The sequence below is a fragment of the Streptomyces sp. NPDC050759 genome (assembly GCF_044456945.1).
GTDB lineage: Bacteria > Actinomycetota > Actinomycetes > Streptomycetales > Streptomycetaceae > Streptomyces.
Genome location: NZ_JBITGI010000017.1, coordinates 81,001 through 98,462, shown reverse-complemented (window position 1 = coordinate 98,462; position 17,462 = coordinate 81,001). Strand labels below are relative to the sequence as shown.

General features: G+C 71.6%; 15 protein-coding genes. 9 read left to right on the top strand and 6 right to left on the bottom strand.

What is annotated here, in order from left to right:
- Nucleotides 1–132: 132 nt before the first annotated feature.
- The 6 genes from ACIBJB_RS37465 (at nt 133) to ACIBJB_RS37440 (ending at nt 8,109) form a co-directional block, all read left to right on the top strand.
- Nucleotides 133–711 carry a hypothetical protein gene (locus tag ACIBJB_RS37465; protein ID WP_398937627.1) on the top strand — a complete coding sequence of 193 codons (579 nt, stop codon included), beginning with the start codon at nt 133–135 and terminating at the stop codon, nt 709–711.
- Nucleotides 712–740: 29 nt separating this feature from the next.
- Nucleotides 741–2,981 (top strand): aminodeoxychorismate synthase component I, encoded by a 2,241-nt coding sequence (pabB, locus tag ACIBJB_RS37460; protein ID WP_398937625.1) that lies wholly within the window; start codon nt 741–743, stop codon nt 2,979–2,981.
- Complete coding sequence (locus ACIBJB_RS37455; protein WP_398937623.1) at nt 2,978–4,504, top strand: benzoate-CoA ligase family protein; 1,527 nt, start codon at nt 2,978–2,980, stop codon at nt 4,502–4,504. Before pabB ends, ACIBJB_RS37455 begins: the two co-directional genes overlap by 4 nt.
- Nucleotides 4,505–4,575: 71 nt before the next feature.
- Nucleotides 4,576–6,138 (top strand): class I adenylate-forming enzyme family protein, encoded by a 1,563-nt coding sequence (locus ACIBJB_RS37450; RefSeq protein ID WP_398937621.1) that lies wholly within the window; start codon nt 4,576–4,578, stop codon nt 6,136–6,138.
- The gene (locus tag ACIBJB_RS37445; RefSeq protein WP_398937619.1) at nt 6,135–7,301 is read left to right on the top strand and encodes an FAD-dependent oxidoreductase; all 1,167 of its coding nucleotides are present in this window, start codon (nt 6,135–6,137) and stop codon (nt 7,299–7,301) included. Before ACIBJB_RS37450 ends, ACIBJB_RS37445 begins: the two co-directional genes overlap by 4 nt.
- 13 nt (nt 7,302–7,314) lie before the next feature.
- Nucleotides 7,315–8,109, top strand: coding sequence for an aminotransferase class IV (locus ACIBJB_RS37440; RefSeq protein WP_398937616.1), 795 nt, complete (start codon nt 7,315–7,317; stop codon nt 8,107–8,109).
- Nucleotides 8,110–8,193: 84 nt separating this feature from the next.
- On the opposite strand, the gene ACIBJB_RS37435 is transcribed toward ACIBJB_RS37440, so the two are convergent.
- Both ACIBJB_RS37435 and ACIBJB_RS37430 read right to left on the bottom strand, forming a co-directional pair.
- The gene (locus ACIBJB_RS37435) at nt 8,194–8,682 is read right to left on the bottom strand and encodes a carboxymuconolactone decarboxylase family protein (RefSeq protein ID WP_398937614.1); all 489 of its coding nucleotides are present in this window, start codon (nt 8,680–8,682) and stop codon (nt 8,194–8,196) included.
- Between the two features lie 59 nt (nt 8,683–8,741).
- Nucleotides 8,742–10,130: a PLP-dependent aminotransferase family protein gene (locus tag ACIBJB_RS37430; RefSeq protein WP_398937613.1), complete on the bottom strand. Its 1,389-nt coding sequence runs from the start codon at nt 10,128–10,130 to the stop codon at nt 8,742–8,744.
- Nucleotides 10,131–10,176: 46 nt separating this feature from the next.
- Between ACIBJB_RS37430 and ACIBJB_RS37425 the strand changes: the two genes are divergently transcribed.
- The 3 genes from ACIBJB_RS37425 to ACIBJB_RS37415 are packed head-to-tail and all read left to right on the top strand — an operon-like array spanning nt 10,177 to nt 11,863.
- Entirely contained in the window at nt 10,177–10,674 is a 498-nt protein-coding gene (locus ACIBJB_RS37425) for a carboxymuconolactone decarboxylase family protein (RefSeq protein ID WP_398937611.1), read from the top strand.
- Entirely contained in the window at nt 10,671–11,144 is a 474-nt protein-coding gene (locus tag ACIBJB_RS37420; protein WP_398937609.1) for a carboxymuconolactone decarboxylase family protein, read from the top strand. The genes ACIBJB_RS37425 and ACIBJB_RS37420 overlap by 4 nt, the downstream gene beginning before the upstream one ends.
- Entirely contained in the window at nt 11,141–11,863 is a 723-nt protein-coding gene (locus ACIBJB_RS37415) for an isocitrate lyase/phosphoenolpyruvate mutase family protein (protein WP_398937607.1), read from the top strand. Before ACIBJB_RS37420 ends, ACIBJB_RS37415 begins: the two co-directional genes overlap by 4 nt.
- A gap of 6 nt (nt 11,864–11,869) precedes the next feature.
- Here the strand turns inward: ACIBJB_RS37415 and ACIBJB_RS37410 are convergent, their stop codons facing one another.
- The 4 genes from ACIBJB_RS37410 to ACIBJB_RS37395 are packed head-to-tail and all read right to left on the bottom strand — an operon-like array spanning nt 11,870 to nt 17,418.
- Nucleotides 11,870–12,817, bottom strand: coding sequence for an ABC transporter substrate-binding protein (locus ACIBJB_RS37410; RefSeq protein ID WP_398937605.1), 948 nt, complete (start codon nt 12,815–12,817; stop codon nt 11,870–11,872).
- Between the two features lies 1 nt (nt 12,818).
- Nucleotides 12,819–14,756: an ABC transporter permease gene (locus ACIBJB_RS37405; RefSeq protein ID WP_398937603.1), complete on the bottom strand. Its 1,938-nt coding sequence runs from the start codon at nt 14,754–14,756 to the stop codon at nt 12,819–12,821.
- The gene (locus ACIBJB_RS37400) at nt 14,756–15,889 is read right to left on the bottom strand and encodes a glycine betaine/L-proline ABC transporter ATP-binding protein (protein ID WP_398937601.1); all 1,134 of its coding nucleotides are present in this window, start codon (nt 15,887–15,889) and stop codon (nt 14,756–14,758) included. The genes ACIBJB_RS37405 and ACIBJB_RS37400 overlap by 1 nt, the downstream gene beginning before the upstream one ends.
- The gene (locus tag ACIBJB_RS37395; RefSeq protein WP_398937599.1) at nt 15,889–17,418 is read right to left on the bottom strand and encodes a GMC family oxidoreductase; all 1,530 of its coding nucleotides are present in this window, start codon (nt 17,416–17,418) and stop codon (nt 15,889–15,891) included. The genes ACIBJB_RS37400 and ACIBJB_RS37395 overlap by 1 nt, the downstream gene beginning before the upstream one ends.
- Nucleotides 17,419–17,462 lie beyond the last annotated feature (44 nt).

The following is a 17,462-nucleotide window of genomic DNA, read 5'->3' as shown; positions in this document are numbered from 1 at the left end:
GTTACTTCCGGAACAGTTCGACAGAATGAGCCATGCCGCCCAAAACGCCGATAAAGAGTCACGATCCGGACAGCTGAAAAAAGCTTCGTTGAATATTTGAACGTGCTGTGAAGGCCTTGCGTATACGACGGCGTGAGCAGTAATCCCGTCACCATCACCGTGGCCTATCACGTGGTGCCGGGCCGTGAGGCCGACTTCCATTCCTGGGGGTGGGCCATGCTGGCCGCGAGTGCGCAGCAGCCGGGCTTCCTTGGAGGTGGCGTCCTTGTCGACCAAGAGGCGGAGTGGCATGTGGTCTATCGCTTCGCCAGCGAGGGAACGGCCCGGGCCTGGGAGGATTCGTCCGCCCGGACCCAGTGGGACGACCGGGCGGCGGGTTTCGCCCGGGAGACGGAGCGCAGGAGCGTGCGGGGCTCCAAGATGTGGTTCGACTCGCAGACCACCACACCGAAGCCGCCCGCCCCGCCGGCGAAATGGAAACTGTGGTTCGTGAACATGAGCGCGGTTTTTCCGCCGGTGCTCCTGTTCAATCTGATCGTTCTTCCTTATCTCGGCGGACTCAATCCGCTCGTCCGCACGCTGCTTTTGTGCCTGTGTGTGACGGCTCTCGTCACCTGGATTCTCATGCCCCGGCTTCAGCGTTTCCTCAGGAAATGGCTGCATCCGCCGCTCCAGGCCCTTCGCGGACGGCACAAAAGACGGACCGCATAGGTCCGGAACGAACCGAGGGAGGTGGGCGGGTGAAGACCCTGCTCATCGACAATTACGACTCGTACACGTACAACCTGTTCCAGCTGGTCGCCGAGGTCAACGGCGAGGAACCGGTCGTCGTCCTCAATGACGCGGTCGGCGCCCTTCCCGATCTCGGGGCATATCTCGCAGGGTTCGACAATGTCGTGGTCTCGCCCGGACCTGGCCACCCGGCCGAGCCGCGCGACTTCGGACTGAGCGCCGCCGTGCTCGCCGAGTCTCCGATCCCCGTGCTGGGCGTCTGTCTGGGGCACCAGGGCATCGCACTCGGGGAGGGGGGCCGGGTGGGACCCGCCCCGGAGCCGCGGCACGGGCATCTGTCGACGGTCCGGCACGACGGACGGGACCTGTTCCGGGGGCTGCCGCAGGACTTCACCGCGGTCCGCTACCACTCGCTGGCCGTGTCCGAGCCGCTCCCTCAGGCGCTGGAGGCCACCGCCTGGGCCGAGGACGGCGTGCTGATGGGGCTCAGGCACCGCAGCCGGCCGCTGTGGGGCGTGCAGTTCCATCCGGAGTCCGTGCTCACCGACTACGGCCACCGCATACTCGTCAACTTCCGCAATCTCACGGCGGAAAGGGCCCGCAGGCTGCGTACGAAGAACACCGCGGTGCCCCCGCCCGAAGCGGTGATCCCCCGGCCTTCGCGGATCGTCCCGCGCCCCCGGCGGGCCGCGCCCGCCTACCGTCTGCACACACGGCGCATCGCCGGCGCGGTCGACACCGAGGCCGCCTTCACCCGGATGTACGCGGCGTCGAGGCGGGCGTTCTGGCTGGACAGCGCGCTGGTCGAGGACGGGCGGTCGCGGTTCTCGTTCTTCGGTGACGACAGTGGTCCGCTCGCGGAGTTCGTCCGGTACGACGTCGAGAGCGGAAGGTGCGAGATCGAGCGGGCCGGGCGGCCGACGAGGAAGGTCGCGGCGAGCGTCTTCGACTATCTGGGACGGCAGTTGACGAGTCGCCGGGTGGACGGGGCCGGGCTGCCCTTCGATTTCACCGGCGGTTATGTCGGCTACTTCGGTTACGAGATGAAGGCCGACTGCGGCTCACCGAACCGGCACACCTCCGACGTCCCGGACGCCTGCTGGCTGTTCGCCGACCGGTTGATCGCCGTGGACCATCTGAAGAGGTCCACCTACGCGGTCTGCCTGGCAGAGGACACCCCGCAGGCCGCGCGGGAGGCCGAGGACTGGCTGGAGAGCACGCTGGCCCAGCTGACCTTCGTCGCCACCGAGCCGGACCCGACGGCGGCACCCACGCTGCCGGCACCCACCGGACCCGTCGACCCCAGCCTCAACCCCGGCCCCGACCTCGGCGCCGCCGAGCCCTGGCTGGTGCGGGACCGGGCGACCTATCTCGCCGACATCGAGTCCTGCGGGCGCGAACTGCGGGCGGGCACCAGCTACGAGGTCTGTCTGACGAACGCGGCCCGGTTACCCGCCCCGCCGGACGCGTACGCGTTCTACCGGGTGCTGCGCCGGGTCAACCCGGCCCCCTACGCGGCGTTCCTGAGGTTCGGGGACGTCGACGTGGCCGGTTCCTCCCCCGAGCGATTCCTGCGGATCACCCGGGACGGGATCGTCGAGGCCCGGCCCATCAAGGGCACCGCGCCGCGCGGCGCGGGGCCGGAGGAGGACACCCGGCTGCGGGACGCACTGGCGGCGGACGCCAAGACGCGCGCCGAGAACCTGATGATCGTCGATCTGCTCCGCAACGACCTGGGGCGGGTGTGCCGGACCGGGTCGGTGCGGGTGACCCGGCTGATGGCCACGGAGACGTACGCGACGTTGCATCAGCTCGTGTCCACCGTGGAGGGGCGGTTGCGGGAGGGGACCGACGCGGTGGAGTGCGTGCGGGCGTGTTTTCCCGGTGGCTCGATGACCGGGGCGCCGAAGCTGCGCACGATGGAGATCATCGACTCCCTGGAGACCGAGGCCCGCGGGGTCTACTCCGGCGCGCTCGGCTATCTGGGGTGCGGCGGGGGCGCGGACCTCAACATCGTCATCCGTACGGCCGTGTTCGCCGACGGGCTGATGCAGCTGGGCGCCGGCGGCGCGATCGTCCTCGACTCCGATCCGGTCGCCGAGTACGACGAGATGCTGCTGAAGACGGCGGCGCAGATGAGGGCCCTGCACCTGCACACCGCGGAGCGGACGGCGGAGCAGCGGCGGCACACCACCCTCCGCGCCGACGCCCGCGGAGGGCACACGGCCAGCGAGGAGCCGGTCCGATGACGACTGGGCAGCCCGTGCTGTCCTCGGCCGGCTTCGACGCCCCCGGCAATCTCGCCGCCCAGCTCGCCGATCTCGCCGAGCGGCGCGGCTGGGTGGACCGGCCCGCCTTCCGTCAGGGCCACCGGGCCTGGACCCACGGCCAGGTGCACGCGCTCGCGGCCCGGGCGGCCACCGTGCTCGCCGGTCACGGCACCAGGCCGGGTGACCGGGTGGTGCTGGCGTTGCCGGACGGGATCGCCTGGGTGACGGCCTTTCTCGCCGTCGCGCGCCTCGGGGCCGTCGCCGTCCTGGTCAACCCCGAACTCCCCGCGGCCGACCACGCCTTCATGGCCGCCGACGCCGACGCCGCGCTGTGTGTGACGGGGCCGGGTCTGGAGGACCGGTTCGCCGGGCGGATCCGGCTCGGCGCCGACCAGTTGCTCGCGCTCACCGTTTCCGCGGAGCCGGCCCCCGCCCATCCGGTCGACGCGCACACGGCGCTGTACGTCCAGTACACGTCGGGCACCACGGGCCGTCCCAAGGGGGTCGTGCACACGCACGGCGACCCAAAGGCGTACCACGACCTCATCGGCCGGCGGCTGCTGCGGATCGGCCAGGACGACGTCACCCTGTCGGTGTCGAAGCTGTACTTCGCCTACGGCTTCGGCAACGCCTTCGTCTTCCCGCTCTTCTCCGGCTCCTCCGCCGTGCTGGTGGACCGGCGTCCGACCCCTGCGGCCGTGGACGAGCTCGTCGCCCGGCACCGGGTGACCCTGCTCTACTCCGTGCCGTCCGCGTACGCCGCGCTGGTGGCCGACCGGGGCAGCGGGCACGAGGGCTGCTTCGCGTCGGTGCGGGCCGCGGTGTCGGCCGGCGAGGGCCTTCCGGAGGGGCTCGGCGGACAGGTCACCGAGCTGCTCGGTGCGCCGGTACTGGAGCAGATCGGCTCCACCGAGGCCGGTCACGCCTTCTGCGCCAACAGCTTCGGCCACAACCGCCCGGGCACCGTCGGCCGCCCAGTGCCCGGCTTCGAGGTGGAGCTGCGCGACCGCACCGGCCATCCGGTCCCGGACGGCACGGAGGGCGAGCTGTGGGTGCGCGGACCGACGGTGACGCCCGGCTACCTCAACCGGCCCGAGGAGACCGAACGCACCCTGGTCGGTGGCTGGCTGGCCACCCGTGACCGGGCGGTCCGCGAGGCGGACGGCACCTACCGGCACCTGGGCCGCGCCGACGACATGGAGATGGTCGGCGGCATCACCGTCTCCCCGCTGGAGGTGGAGGCCGTACTGCGCACCCACCCGGCGGTGAAGGAGGTTGCGGTCGTGGCCGTCACCGACGGGAGGGGGGTCGGTCGGCTGCGGGCGTTCGTCGTCCCCGTCACCCCGGTCCCCGACCGAAGCCTCCAGGAGGACCTCCTCGCCCTGGCCCGCGAACGGCTGGCCGCCTTCAAGGTGCCCAGGAGCGTGAGCCTCGTCCCGTCGCTCCCCCGCACCCCGACCGGCAAGCTCCGCCGCCACCTGGTCCGCCGGGGCGCCTGGTGACCGACCACGGCAAAGACACCCCACAGGCACCGCACGAGCACCGTAGCCGCACCGCTGAGAGGAACGGCCCCATGAGAGAGCAGCAACCCCCCTTCGCCGACCGGGGTTTCTACCTGGGTCCGGTGTTCCGGCGGGCGGCCGACCGGCACGGCGCCGTCTTCGTGACCCTGGACCGGCCACTGGACACCCATCCCGCACTCGGTGTCGATCTGACCTACCCGGCGTTGGCAGAGGTCGTCGAGGATCTGTCCGGACGCCTGTGGGAGGCGGGGGTGAGGCCCTCGGAGCAGGTGGTCGTACACAAGAGGGACAACGTCGACATCGTGCTGCTGACCTGCGCGGTTTCCCGTATCGGCGCGGTGCCCGTGCTGCTCTCCCCGGGGCTGGCCGGTGAGGTGGTCGGGGAGTTGATCGAGCGGCTCAGGCAGCCGTGGCTGGTCACCGACCGGGCCAAGCTGGAGGGGCCGCTGAACGGGGTCGGCCTGCGGGTGCGGCAGGTCCTCGCCGTGGACGACGCGCCGGGCGCCGAGCGCCTGGAGAAGTACGCCGGCTCCGAGCCCCCGCCGCCGGTACGCCTCCATCCCCGTGAGCCGGCGCTGATCACCCACAGTTCCGGCACCACCGGTCTGCCCAAACTCGCTGTGCACTGCGCGAACACCATGTGGAACCGGCTCGTACCGCAGAAGGCGATGGGCTGGCCGACGCGCGGGGAGACCGCGGCGCTGCACATGTCGTTCGTGCACTCGCGCTTCTACCATCTGCTCGGCGTCCTGCTGCACTTCGGCAGCCCGCTGGTGCTGATCACCGACCCGGACCCGGCCGCCGTGGGACCGCTCCTGACCAGGCACCGGCCCGGCATCGTGGAGACCCACCCCAACACGTTCGTGCTGTGGGAGGAGTTGGCCGACGCGCCCGGTGCCCCGCTGTCGCGGGTGCGGTCCTACGGCTCGACGTTCGACGCGATCCATCCGCGCACGGTACGGCGGCTGCTGGGCGCCTCGAAGCGCCGTTCGCCCTGGCTGATCCAGCTGTACGGGCAGAGCGAGACGGGTCCGGTCGCCTTCCAGTGCTTCACCCGGCGCAGTGCCGCACGCGCGGACGGGCGGCGGGTCGGGATCGGCATACCCGGCTTCACCCGCGTGCGCGTGACGGGGCCGGGCGGTGAGCGGGTCGCCGCCGGGACGAGCGGGCGTATCGAGGCCCGTACCAGGGGCCGCATCCTCACCTACCTCGGCATGCAGGACCGCTACGACCGTCAACTCCACGACGGCTGGTGGGAGATGGGCGACATGGGCTACCGCAGTCGCCTCGGCACCCTGCATCTGATCGACCGGGAGATCGACCGCATCGACTCCGTGCACAGCAATCTGGAGGTCGAGGACACCCTGATGGAGCGCCTGGAGGAGCTCCGGGAGGTCGTCATCGTGCCGGGTGCGGACCGGGAGCCGGTGCCGGTGGTGTGCGTGCGCGGGGAGCAGCCGCTGGACCCCGAGCGCTGGCGGGAGGCGACGGCCGACCTGCCGGCGATGGCCGAGCCGCGGCAGTGGCGGTTCGAGGAGCTGCCGATGACCGCGACCTGGAAGGTGAAGCGGGTCGAGATCACGCGGATGCTCGCGGAGGGTGCGCGCGCGTGACACCGGTCGTGGTGGTCGGAGCCGGCCCCGTGGGTCTGTCGGCGGCGCTCGCGCTGCGGGCGCGCGGGCGGGAGGTGGCGCTGCTGGAGGCGGAGGGGAAGGATCGTGAACGGCCGGGCAGCCGGGCCCTGTTCGTGCATCGCGAGACGCTCGCGCTGCTCGACGGGATGCGGCCGGGACTGGCCGACGAGATCACCGCGTACGGGCAGACCTGGCGGACCCGGCGGACCCTCTACCGGGGGCGCGAGGTGTACTCCCGCACCTATCCGCCGAAGGAGGGCCCGCCGCCCTTCACCAGCCTGCGCCAGGTGGACACCGAGCGTTTCCTGCGGGGCGCGTGTGAGCGGGCGGGTGTGGAGTTCGTGTGGGACGCACGGGTGCTGGACGTCCGCACGACGGCGACCGGGGTCCGGCTGACCTGCTCCGACGGCCGGGAGTGGAACTGCGCGTACGCCGTCGCCGCCGACGGTGCCCGGTCCGCCGTGCGGGGTGCACTGGGCATCGCCATGGAGGGCGAGAAGGGCGAGGGCTTCCATGTGGTCGTCGACGTGGCCCACACCCCAGGTGCCGAGCCGCCCGAGCGGATCTTCCACTACGAGCATCCGGGAGCCGGCGGGCGCAGTGTGATGCGGGTGCCGTTCACCGGGGGCTTCCAGGTCGACCTGCAGTGCCGGGACGACGACCTCGAGGAGGAGTTCGGGACCGAGGAGGCTGTACGGCGATGGCTTCCGGCGGTGGTGGGCGAGGGGTACGGCGAGCGGATCCTGTGGGTGTCGACGTACCGTTTTCTGCGCAAGGTGGCCGCCTCGTTCACGGATCCGCACCGGCGGGTGCTGCTCGTCGGGGAGGCGGCGCATCTCTTCCCGCCGTTCGGGGCGCGGGGCATGAACAGCGGCATCGCGGACGCCGCGGCCGCGGCGGAGGCCATCGCGGGCGGGACGATCGAGGCCTTCGCCGACGTACGGCGGTCCGCGGCGCTGTTCAACAGTGCCGCCGCCGGGGCCGCGCTGGACCATCTGCGCCCCCGGCGCCGGCTCGTCCGGGCCCGTCAGCGGGCGGCGGCGGCGCTCGCCCCGGTGCTGCCGTGGTGCGGCTCGTGGCTGGAGCACGCGCCGTACGGGCCACGGCACGGAGCGCCGGTGAACGCCGGCCGCACGTACTGAGGAAGGAGCGGCTGTGACACAACCCGTCATCGTGGAGGGGCTGTCGGCGTGGTCACCGGCCCGTGGGCTGACCCCTGCCGCGGAGCCGACGACACCCCTGCTCGTCGCGGACTCCTGGCTGGTGCGGGACGGCAGGGTGCGCGGGCTCGAACGCCACCGGGAGCGGTTCCTGCGGACCTGCGGCGAGGCGGGCGGGCCGCCGCTGCGCCGGCTGCTGGAGTTCTGGCGGGACATGACCGACGCGCTGCCCCGTACGGGCGAGTGGTTCCCGCGCGTCGAACTCGCCGCCGGCTCCCAGGAGTTGCGGCTGCTGCTGCGGCACGCTCCCCCGCTCGGGACCGGCGTGCGGGTCTGGGCGACCGGCCAGGCCGACCCACGGACCGTGCCCCGCCGCAAGGGACCGGACCTCGGCGCCCTCGCCCGGGTGCGAGAGCGGGCGTCCGGTGCGGGCGCGGAGGAGGCGGTGCTGGTCGCGCCCTCCGGCTCCGTGCTGGAGGCGGCCACCGCCAGCGTGCTGTGGTGGGAGGACGACACCCTGTGTCTGCCTCCGCCCCGGCTGCCGGTCCTGCCCGGGGTGACCGTCGCCCTCGTCCAGGAGCGAGCCCGGCGCGAGGGCATCCCCGTGGCGCACCGTGAGCGGACGGTGGCCGAGCTGGACGGCCGTGAGGTGTGGCTGGTGAACGCGCTGCACGGAATCCGGCCGGTGACGGGGTGGATCGGAGGGGCACTCGAAGCGGCTCCGGCGCAGCGCGCCCCGGAATGGCGGGCGTGGCTGGACGACATCATGGAGCCGCTGCCGCGCATCTGAATTCCGCTGCCGCGCATCCGGCTTCTGCTACGGCACAATGCGCCGGACCCATATACGGTCCGGCGCAATCAAAGCTGCCAGAATTCAGTTCTTCGGCGTCGGCTGATAACCACCCGGCATCATGCGCGTGGCAATGGCGATCCTGTTGTACGCGTTGATGACGGTCGCCGCCCAGATCAGTGCCGCGATCTGCGTCTCGTCGAAGACCTCCGCGGCCTCGGCATAGACCGCGTCCGGCACCTGACCGTCGTGCACCAGGGTCACGGCCTCGGTCAACGCCAGTGCGGCGCGCTCGCGTCCGGTGAAGAAGGGGGTCTCCCGCCAGGCGTTCAGGGCGTAGACGCGCTGTTCGGTCTCGCCCGCAGCACGGGCGTCCTTGGTGTGCATGTCGAGGCAGAACGCACAGCCGTTGATCTGCGAGGCGCGGATCCGGATCAGTTCCAGGAGTTCCGGTTCGACCTTGGCGTCCCGCGCCGCGGAAACGGCGACGGCATGCAGGGAGCCCATCGCCGCCGACACGTCGGGGGTGATTTTCTTCAGGGCCACACGGGATATGGATGCGCTGTTGTTCATGGGGCGACTCTATCCACGCGCCCGTATTCGGTAATGGGGAACAGCTGAAATGGGCGGCATTATTCGGGCAGCACCGCGCACAGCGCCTCCAGCGCTCCCGACCAGGCGTGGTCCGGCGGAGTCCCGTAGCCCACGACGAGTGCGTCGCGCCGCTCGACGGTGGCCTCGGGGTGCTGGTAGCGGTGCAGCCCGTGGACCGCGAGGCCGTGCCAGGCCGCCGCCCGCAGCGCCGGCTGCTCGGTGCCCGGTGGGAGCCTCAGCACGACGTGCAGACCGGCGGCGATCCCCGTGGCGTGGACCCTCGGGGCCCGCCGCGCGAGCTCGGCGACCAGGGCGTCGCGGCGGCGCCGGTACCGCAGTCGGGCGGCGCGCACATGACGGTCGTAGGCACCGGAGACGAGGAACTCGGCGAGGGTCAGCTGGTCGAGGGAGCTGCCGGTGTCGATGCCGCCCTTGGCGCTCAGCACCTCCTCCATGAGGCCGGGCGGCAGCACCAGCCAGCCCAGCCGGAGCCCGGGGGCGAGGGACTTGCTGGCCGTGCCCGCGTGGACGACATGGTCGGGGTCCAGGCCCTGGAGGGCGCCGACGGGCTGGCGGTCGTAGCGGAACTCGCCGTCGTAGTCGTCCTCGACGACCAGGCCGCCGGTGCGGCGCGCCCACTCGACGACGGCCGCCCGCCGGTCGCGGTGCAGGGTGCCGCCCATCGGGAACTGGTGGGCGGGGGTGAGCAGCACCGCGTCCTGGTCGGTCAACATGCCCGGGTCGGTGCCGCGTTCGTCGAACGGCAGGGGAACGGTCCGCAGACCGGCGGACGCGAGCAGGTCCCAGTGCACGCCGAGGCCGTACGACTCCACGGCGACCGTGCGGGCGCCCCGGGCCCGCAGCACCGCGCCGAGCAGACGCAGGCCGTGCGAGAACCCGGCGCAGACCAGGATGTGTTCGGGGTCGGCTTGTACCCCGCGGGCGCGGGAGAGGTAGCCGGCGAGGGCGGTGCGCAGTTCGACTCGGCCGCGCGGGTCGCCGTAGTCGAGGGCCTGGTAGGGGGCGGTGGCGAGGGCGCGACGGGCGGCCTTGAGCCACTGCGCGCGCGGGAAGGAGGCGAGGTCGGGGGTGCCGGGGACGAGGTTGTGGGTGGGGCGCCCGGGTTCGCGGGGCCGGGGTGGGGCGCCGGCCGGCGGGACGACCGTACGGTCAGGGACGCGGGTGCCCGAGCCCTGGCGGGCGGTGAGCCAGCCCTCGGCGACCAGGTCGGCGTAGGCGTCGGCGACGGTGTTGCGGGCGACGCCCAGGTCGGCGGCGAGGGCGCGGGAGGAGGGCAGCCGGGTGCCGGGGGCGAGGCGGCCGGTGCGGACGGCCTCGCGCAGGGCGTCGGTGAGGCCCCGCCGGATGCCTCCTCCGGTGGGTTCCAGGTGCAGGTCGACGCCGAAAGTGGCCCACGGTTTCGCCATGGAAGTGGACCATACTCCTGGGCTTCCTGGCTCCTAGGGTCGAGGCATGACCACTGAGGAAACCGTCCGGTACGCCCCGGAGCACACCCCCCGTCTGTCCTGGGCCCAGCACGCCCCCGAGGTCTACAAGGCGATGCTCCGCCTCGACACGGCCGCCCGGCGCGGTCTCGACCCCCGGCTGCTTGAGCTGGTGAAGATCCGCGCCTCGCAGCTCAACCACTGCGCGTTCTGCCTCGACATGCACTCCAAGGACGCCCTCGCGGCCGGCGAGAGCGTCGAGCGGATCATCCAGCTCGGCGCGTGGGAGGAGTCCAAGCACTTCTACACGGAGAAGGAGGTCGCGGCCCTCGAACTGACCGACGCGGTCACGGTTCTCACCGACGGTTTCGTGCCGGACGAGGTGTACGACCACGCGGCCAAGCACTTCGAGGAGGCGGAGCTGGCCCAGCTGATCGCCGCGATCACGGTGATCAACGCGTGGAACCGGTTCGGTGTGACGTGCCGTATGGTGCCGGGCCACTATGAGGCGGGGCAGCACCAGTGAGCCGTACGGAGGTCCTCGACCCGGAGGTCGGCCGGGCCCTGTCCGCGCTCAGCGCCACCGCGAAACGAGGGCTCGGCGACCCGGCCCTCGCCGAACTCGTCGTCATCCGGGCCTCGCAGCTCAACCACTGCGCGTTCTGCCTGGACATGCATCTGGCCATCGCGCGCGAGCACGGGGTGAGCGAGAAGCAGCTGGACCTGCTGGCCGCCTGGGAGGAGGCGGAGGGTGTCTTCGACGAGCGGGAGCGGGCCGCGCTCGCGCTGACGGAGGCGGTGACCGTCCTGACTGGGGGCACCTCCCAGGCTTTCGGCTCTGGGGGAGGGTTCGTGCCGGACGACGTGTACGCCGCCGCCGCCCGGCACTTCGACGACGGGCAGCTCGCCCATCTCATCGGTCTGATCGTCGCCATCAACAACTGGAACCGGGTGATGGTCAGCCGCCGGATCCCGGCGGGAGGTTACCGGCCGTGAGCAAGGTGGACCACTTTCGTGCCCTGCACCGGAACCGTCTTCCGGGCGACCCCCTCGTCCTGCCCGGCCCCTGGGACGCCCTCAGCGCCCGGGTGTGCGAGGAGGCCGGGTTCCCGGCGCTCGCCACGCCCAGCGCGGGGATCGCGGCCGCGCTCGGGCACGAGGACGGGGCCACCCCGGCCGACGAGATGTTCGCCGCGGTGGCGCGCATCTCCGCCGCCGTGGACATCCCCGTGTCGGCGGACGTCGAGGGCGGGTACGGGCTGGCGCCGAAGGAGCTGGTGGAGCGGCTGCTGGAGGCGGGGGCCGTGGGCTGCAACCTCGAGGACTCCCGCCAGGGTGTTCTCAAGGACCCGGGCGAGCACGCCGAGTGGCTCGCCGAGGTGCGGTACGCGGCCGGTGACCAGCTGTTCGTCAACGCCCGCGTGGACACGTTCGCGTACGGCGACGGCGATCCCGAGCGGGCCATCGAGCGAGCCGCGTTGTACGTCGGCGCGGGCGCCGACTGCGTCTATCCGATCGGCGCCCCGGTGGACGTACTGCCGTTGCTGCGGTCCGGGATCCAGGGGCCGCTCAATGTGTTCGGCCGGCTGGACGGCGAGGGCCCCTCGCCCACCGAACTCGGTGAACTCGGGGCCACTCGCGTCACGTTCGGGCCGGGTCTCCAGCGGAGGGCGGCCCGGCAGCTGCGGGAGATCGCCGACAGCCTTCGAAAATAGGCGTGTTCAGGACAGCCACGCCTTCCACGTCGCCGTGTGGCTGTCCACCCACTTCTTCGCCGCCTCCTCCGGCGTCAGCTTCTGGTCGGCGATCATCAGGGAGACCTGGTTCTGGTCCTCGGTCGTCCACTTGAACTTCTTCAGGAAGGCCGCCGCCTTGCCGCCGGACCTGGCGAAGTCCGTGTTGAGGTACTTCTGGAGCGGGGTGTGCGGATAGGCGCAGGTGATCTTCGCCGGGTCCGCGTCGCAGCCCTCCTTGTAGGCGGGCAGCTTCACCTCGGTCATGGGGACCTTCTCGAACAGCCACTGCGGGGCGTACCAGTAGGTCAGGAAGGGCTTCTTCTCCTTGGCGAACTGCTTCATCTGGGTGATCTGCGCGGCCTCCGAACCGGCGAACACCACCTGGTAGTCCAGGTCCAGGTTCTTCACCAGGGCCTTGTCGTTGGTGACGTAGGACGGGGAGCCGTCCATCAGCTGGCCCTTGCCGCCGCTCTCCGCAGTGCGCAGTTGGGAGGCGTACTTGTTGAGGTTTTTCCAGTTGGTGACGTCCGGGTGCTGCTTGGCGAAGTACGTCGGGACGTACCAGCCGATGTGCCCGGTCACGCCGAGTCCGCCGCCGGGCGTGATCGTCTTCTTGTCCTTGACGTACCGCTGTTCCTGCTCGGGGTGGCCCCAGTCCTCCAGGATGGCGTCGACCCGGCCCTGGCTGAGCGCGTCCCAGGCGGGGACCTCGTCGACCTGGACGGTGTCGACGCGGTAGCCGAGCTTGTGCTCCAACAGGTACTGGGCGACGGCCACGTTGGCCTGGGCGCCGACCCAGGACTGGACGGACAGGGTCAGGCTCTTGGCGCCCTGGGCGTTGGCGAAGGGCGAGGCCTGCTTGGTCATGTCGGCGGCGCCGCAGCCGGTGAGGAGCAGCAGGGCGCCGACGCCCGCGATCGCACGTACGCGCATGTCAGGCTCCCTTCCCAGCGCGGCGTTCGGTCGGCTGGGTGACCCGGTCGAGCATCAGGCCGAGGCAGACGATGGCGGCTCCCGCGACCAGGCCGGTCGCCAGGTCGCCCTGGGCCAGGCCGAAGACGGTGTCGTAGCCGAGCGCGCCGCCACCGACCAGGCCGCCGATGACGACGACGGCGAGGACGAGGACCACGCCCTGGTTGACGGCGAGCAGCAACGCGGGCCGGGCGAGCGGGAGTTGGACCTGCCGCAGCTGCTGCCAGCTGGTCGCGCCGAGGGATCGCGAGGACTCCATCGCGGCCGGGTCGACCTGGCGCAGGCCCTGCGTGGTGATGCGGACGACGGCGGGCAGCGCGTAGACGACGGCCGCCGCCGCGGCGGGCGCGCGGCCCACGCCGAACAGCGCGACGACCGGGATCAGGTACACGAACTGCGGCATGGTCTGGAAGACGTCCAGGAGGGGCCGGAGCAGTCGTTCGACGCGGTCGCTGCGGGCCGCCGCGACGGCCGTCGCGAAGCCCAGGACGAGGGTGACGGCGACGGCCGCGAGGACCTGCGACAGCGTGTCCAACGCGGGTGTCCACACGCCGAGCACGCCGATCGCGGCCATGGCGAGGACCGCGGTGAGCGCGGTGCGCCAGGTGCCGATCAGCCAGGCCAGGGTGGCGACGATGAGCAGCACGGACCACCAGGGCAGCCCCTGGAGCCCGTCGCGGACCGGGTCGAGGACCCAGGTGGTGAAGTGGCCGGCCCAGTCGGCGGTGCCGCCGACGACGGGGACACCGGAGTAGAGGTGGTCCGTCATCCAGTCGACGGCCCGGTTGACGGGCTCGGCGATGTTCAGGGTCCAGGCGTCCGGCCAGTCGAGACGGCCCAGCAGACGCCCGGCGACGGCCACGACGACGGTTCCGGCGAGGGCGTACGCCCATCCCGCGCGCCCCTGTCCCTCGGTGCCGTCGCCCGCCGCGCCCGTGACGCGGTCGAGGACGACGGCGAGAAGCACGATCGGGATGCCGGCCGCGAGGGCGGCGCCCACGTCGACCGAGGCCAGCGCCTGGTAGACGCGGTCACCGAGGCCGGCGGCGCCGATCACGGACGCGATGACGGCCATCGACAGCGCCATCATGATCGTCTGGTTGAGGCCGAGGAGGAGTTCCTTGCGGGCCAGCGGAATACGGGCGGTCAGCAGCCGCTGGCGGGCGGTGGTGCCGAGCGACTCGACCGCCTCCAGGACCTCCTTGTCGGCGCCCTGGAGGCCGAGCGCGGTGAGGCGGGCCATGGGCGGGGCGGCGTAGACGACGGTGGCGAGGACGGCGGCGGGCACGCCCATGCCGAAGACCAGGACCACCGGGAGGAGGTAGGCGTAGGCGGGCATGACCTGCATGGTGTCCAGGACCGGGCGCAGGATCTTGTCCATGCGGCGGGAAAGTCCGGCGGCGAGTCCCAGCAGGACGCCGACGACGACCGAGGCGAGTACGGCGACGACCATCAGGGCGAGGGTCTGCATGGTGGGGACCCACATGCCGAGCAGACCGCAGGCGAGGAACGCCGCCGTCGTGCCCACGGCGAGCCTGATGCCGGCGACGCGCCAGGCCACCAGGGCGCCGAGCGCGGTGACGCCGGCCCAGCCCGCGCCGAGCAGGACGAGATACACGGCGCGTACGGAGATCACGACCGCGTTGCTGACGTAGCCGAAGAAGTAGAGGAACAGCGGGTGGCTGTCGCGGTTGTCGATGATCCAGTCGCTCGCCCTGGAGAGCGGGCTCGTGAGGTCGACGGTGAGGGCGCTCGGCCAGCTGCCGCTGGCCCAGCGGGCGTTGGCGAGCGGCACGAGGACCGCGGCGGCGAGGGCGATGAGCAGGAGCTTGTGGACCGCTCGGTGCCTGAGCAGTCCGGTGGGCAGCGCGCGGGGCGTGGACGCGGTGACGGTAGCCATCAGACGGCCTCCTTGCGGAGCTCCGTTCCGGCGGCTCCCTTGCCGGACTCTGTTCCGGCGGCTCCCTTGCCGAATTCCGTTCCGGCGACGACGCCGAGCAGGCGTTCGTGGTCGACGACGCCGAGGCACCGTCCGTTGTCCACGACGCACGCCGGCCTGCCGCTGCCGGCGACGACCTTGATCGCGTCGGCGACGACGGAGTCCGGGGCCAGTGCGCCCGGGTGGGTGGGGCCCGCGCAGTCGCCCGGCTTCATGGCCCTGCGGACCGTCATCACCTGTTCGCGCGGCACGTCCCGGACGAACTCGCGGACATAGCCGTCGGCCGGGGAGCCGACGATCTCCTCCGGGGTGCCCAGCTGGACGACCTTGCCGTCCCGCATCAGGGCGATCCGGTCGCCGAGTTTGAGGGCCTCGCTCAGGTCGTGGGTGATGAAGACCATCGTGCGGCCCTCCTCCCGGTGCAGGCGGACGACCTCCTCCTGCATGTCCCGCCGGATCAGCGGGTCGAGCGCACTGAACGGCTCGTCGAAGAGAAGGACCTGCGGGTCCACCGCCAACGCGCGGGCCAGGCCGACGCGTTGCTGCTGGCCGCCGGACAGCTGGGCGGGCCTGCGCTGTTCCATGCCGTCCAGGCCGACCTTGGCGACGACCTCGGCGGCCCGCGCCCGGCGCTCGGCCTTCCCCATGCCCTGGATCTCCAGGCCGTACGCCACGTTGTCGAGGACCGTGCGGTGCGGGAGGAGGCCGAAGTGCTGGAAGACCATCGCGGCGCGGTGGCGGCGCAGTTCGCGCAGCCGGGCCTTGTCCATCGCACGGACGTCCTCGCCGTCGATGCAGATCGTGCCGGCCGTCGGCTCGATCAGCCGGGTCAGACAGCGCACCAGCGTGGACTTGCCGGAGCCGGAGAGGCCCATGACGACGAAGACCTCGCCCTTGCGGACGTCGAAGCTCACGTTGCGGACGGCCGCCGTGCAGCCCGTCTGCGCGCGCAGGTCGGCGGGGTCGAGGGCGGACAGCTCGGCGTCCTCGGGGACGCGGTCCGCCTTGGGGCCGAACACCTTCCACAGGCCGTCGACGGAGAACACCGCCTGGTCCGTCGTCGGCGGATTCTCCACGGTCGCGGTCGTACTCATCACGCACCACCTCCCAGCAGGTCTACGGCTTTCTCGCCGACCATGAGCACCCCGATCATCGGGTTCACGGCGGTCATGGTCGGGAACACGGACGCGTCGGCGATGCGGATGCCGTCCAGGCCCCGGATCCTCAACTCGGGGTCCACCACGGCCAGTTCGTCGTCGGCGGCACCCATACGGCAGGTGCCCGCCGGGTGGTACACGGTGTGGGCCACCTTGCGGGCGTACTCGCTCAGCTCCTCGTCACCGGTGACGTCGGGGCCCGGGCACACCTCCCGCTTCAGCCAGCCGGCGAGCGGTTCGGTCCGCGCGACCTCGCGGGCGATCCTGATCCCGTCGACGAGGGTGCGGCCGTCGTAGTCGTCCTCGTCGGTGAAGTACCGGAAGTCGAGGGCGGGCTTGACGGCCGGGTCCGCACTGGTCAGGTACAGGCGGCCGCGGCTCTTCGGCTTGGGGATGTTCGGGGTCATCGAGACGCCGTACGCCGGGCGTTCGTAACCGAGACGTTCGGGATTGTCCGTGAAGGGGACCTGGTAGAAGTGGAACATCAGGTCGGGGCCCGCGTGTTCGGGGTCGCGGCGCACGAACAGGCCCGCGTCGGAGTCCATCGCGGAGTTCTCGGGGATCGGTCCGTCGGTCTCCCAGACGATCACCGACTCGGGGTGGTCGAGGAGGTTCTCGCCGACGCCCGGCAGGTCGTGCGCGACCGGGATGCCGAGTGCCTCGAGGTCCTCGCGGGGGCCGATGCCGGAGTGGAGCAGCAGACGGGGCGAGTCGACGGCACCGGCGCACAGAAGGACTTCGCGGCGGGCCCTGATCAGGGTCTCCTCGCCGTCCTTGGACCGTATGTGCACGCCTTGCGCCCGCGTGCCGTCCAGTTCCAGCTTGTACGCCCAGGTCTCCAGGAAGATGCGGAGGTTGGGCCGCTCGTCCATCACCGGGTGCAGATACGCCACCGACGCCGAGGAGCGCTTGTTGTTCTCCGGGTGGTAGGCCAGGTCGAAGAAGCCGACGCCGACGTCGAAGGGCTTCTTGTTGAAGCCCTCGACGCGGGGCACGTCCAGCGCCTTCTGGGCGGCGTCGACGAAGTCGCGGGCGATGGCGTTCCGGTCCTTCTCGTCGACCGGGACGATGTTGTTCTTCAGCCGGGCGTAGTACGCCTCCATCGGCACCGCGCCCCAGCCCTTGGCGCCCGCCTGCTCCCACTCGTCCCAGTCGGACGGCAGCGGCTTGAAGGCGATCAGGGTGTTGTGGGAGGAACAGCCGCCGAGGACCCGGGCGCGGCTGTGCCGGATGTGGGAGTTGCCGCGCGGCTGCTCGGTGGTGGGGTAGTCGTAGTCGAGCTCGCCGCCGAGCAGACCCATCCAGCGGCGCAGGGTGAGGACGTCGTCCCTGCCGACATCACTGGGCCCGCCCTCGATGACGGCGACGGTGACGTCGGGGTTCTCGGTGAGGCGGGAGGCTATGACGGAACCTGCCGTTCCGCCGCCGATGACGACGTAGTCGTACTCCTGTTTGTGATCGGACATGGGGGTACTCCAGGGAAGTCTTGAGAGAGCGGAGAGGGGGGCGA

What these genes read in the sequence shown, in the direction of transcription:
- ACIBJB_RS37425 (WP_398937611.1), top strand. Translation starts at nt 10,177, where the DNA reads ATGACCACTGAGGAAACCGTCCGGTACGCCCCGGAGCACACCCCCCGT.
- ACIBJB_RS37410 (WP_398937605.1), bottom strand. Translation starts at nt 12,817, where the DNA reads ATGCGCGTACGTGCGATCGCGGGCGTCGGCGCCCTGCTGCTCCTCACC.
- ACIBJB_RS37435 (WP_398937614.1), bottom strand. Translation starts at nt 8,682, where the DNA reads ATGAACAACAGCGCATCCATATCCCGTGTGGCCCTGAAGAAAATCACC.
- ACIBJB_RS37450 (WP_398937621.1), top strand. Translation starts at nt 4,576, where the DNA reads ATGAGAGAGCAGCAACCCCCCTTCGCCGACCGGGGTTTCTACCTGGGT.
- ACIBJB_RS37430 (WP_398937613.1), bottom strand. Translation starts at nt 10,130, where the DNA reads ATGGCGAAACCGTGGGCCACTTTCGGCGTCGACCTGCACCTGGAACCC.
- ACIBJB_RS37405 (WP_398937603.1), bottom strand. Translation starts at nt 14,756, where the DNA reads ATGGCTACCGTCACCGCGTCCACGCCCCGCGCGCTGCCCACCGGACTG.
- ACIBJB_RS37395 (WP_398937599.1), bottom strand. Translation starts at nt 17,418, where the DNA reads ATGTCCGATCACAAACAGGAGTACGACTACGTCGTCATCGGCGGCGGA.
- ACIBJB_RS37455 (WP_398937623.1), top strand. Translation starts at nt 2,978, where the DNA reads ATGACGACTGGGCAGCCCGTGCTGTCCTCGGCCGGCTTCGACGCCCCC.
- ACIBJB_RS37400 (WP_398937601.1), bottom strand. Translation starts at nt 15,889, where the DNA reads ATGAGTACGACCGCGACCGTGGAGAATCCGCCGACGACGGACCAGGCG.